This is a genomic window from Leucobacter sp. 7(1) (assembly GCF_900163635.1).
Lineage (GTDB): Bacteria > Actinomycetota > Actinomycetes > Actinomycetales > Microbacteriaceae > Leucobacter.
Genome location: NZ_FUID01000093.1, coordinates 1 through 1,541, shown reverse-complemented (window position 1 = coordinate 1,541; position 1,541 = coordinate 1). Strand labels below are relative to the sequence as shown.

General features: G+C 67.9%; 2 protein-coding genes. Both read right to left on the bottom strand.

The window, feature by feature from the left end; genetic code table 11:
- Positions 1-152 precede the first annotated feature (152 nt).
- The gene (locus tag FM113_RS16420) at positions 153-1,166 is read right to left on the bottom strand and encodes a hypothetical protein (RefSeq protein WP_087015915.1); all 1,014 of its coding nucleotides are present in this window, start codon (positions 1,164-1,166) and stop codon (positions 153-155) included.
- Between the two features lie 118 nt (positions 1,167-1,284).
- Positions 1,285-1,541 (bottom strand): hypothetical protein (locus FM113_RS18330; RefSeq protein ID WP_217896042.1); only part of this gene is annotated, 257 nt, incomplete at its 5' end.

Below are 1,541 nucleotides of genomic sequence, written 5' to 3'. Positions count from 1 at the left end.
CCCCAAGCCACCCTCCCCGATCCAAATTATCTACACCGAGGGATTCTCGTCCGAATCTCCCTCGCGCCAGTGAGTTTCCCTCGGGGAGGATTCCGCACTCACGCCCTGCCGCGCCCTGCCCGGCGTGCAGCTTGGTCACGGAAGTCCGGGTGTCACGAAAGCCCGGGCACCTGCACCCCAAAACGGCGCAGCCGCATCCCCAGCTCACGTGCACTCGTCAGGTGCTCCGGCGTCCACCGCACCACTCGTTTCCCCGTCACACCGCGCACTTCATCCTCACGGACCTTCTCGGCAAGGACCACGTCCGCAGAGGTGCGCGCCCCCAGCAGCGCCGGATCGCGGTACTTTGCCAGCCCATCCACCTCCCCAAATGCCGCCTGACCGGGGAACTCGAAATCCATCCAGACGGTACGACCATGATCCAGCGTCACCGGAACCTGCACCTGGTACGGGATCCCCAGCCGCTCGAGTTGCAGCCGACTCAGGCTCTCCACCGGCGAATCGGACCGAGGATCCGTCATGTTCACCACGGCCCGCGCACGCCGCACACCCGGTCGAAAACTCCGACGTAATCGCTGCGCCTGTTCTTGCCGCCACGTGGCAATCGCCTGATCCGGCACATCTCGCGTGCACCCCCAGAGACGACGCAACCCCGCGTCCGCGGCGGGGACCGCGAGCTCCGCGGGCGCGGAGTGAGCGAGGTCGAGGAGTGTGCGCTCCAACGATGTCACGCGAACACCAGCCACCGCCGCGACCTCCCCTTCCTTCAGCTCCAGGAGATGTCTCCGGATCATTCGTGAACTCTGACCCGGGGCTTTCGGGTCGGTGGCAATATGCACTAGCGTGTCCGGCAGCCCGACAAGTGGAAGCCCCCACAGCGACGCCGCCGATGAGTGCGTGAATACCCAACCGCGCTGCGCGTTGAGCTGTGCCGCCGCGAGGGTCCGTGCCAGCACGCGGTCCTCGGGGTAGAGCGGCCGCCAGTCGGCGCTTCGAAAGTAGGCCCCGTGCAGGATGCGCACGAGGTCACCGGCGGCGACTTGTGCGCCGAGTTCGTCGTCACTGTGTTCACCCCAGCCGACCGCATCGCGTCGCAGAACGATGCGGGCCTTCATGAGGCCGATGTGGGCGAGGTGGGTCGGGTCGAGGTGTGCGCGGGTATCCATGCGAGCCAGTGTCCGCGGCGCAAGGTCGGTCCCGCGGGTTCTCCACTGGATGCTAGCTACTCGGGCATTTGACCCCACCAAACGCCACTTGTGAGCGACGCTTGCCGCGCAAGCGGGCTCATTCCAGGCCCGGGGATTCAACCTCCCGCATCCAGCACCCGGCACCCAACATCCGCGACAGCACTCCGCGCCGGCCATCCGCGCCGGCACCCGCATCCTCCCCGAGGCAAATTCGATAGCGCGAGGCGAACTCAGCCGAGAACGCCACCCGGTAGATAATTTGCCGGGGGTAGGGCGGAGCGGCGGCAGGCCGAGGGCGGCGCGACCGCGGGTGCGCGCGCCGGCCCCCGCAGGTCGCCCCGCCCCCGGCCTGCC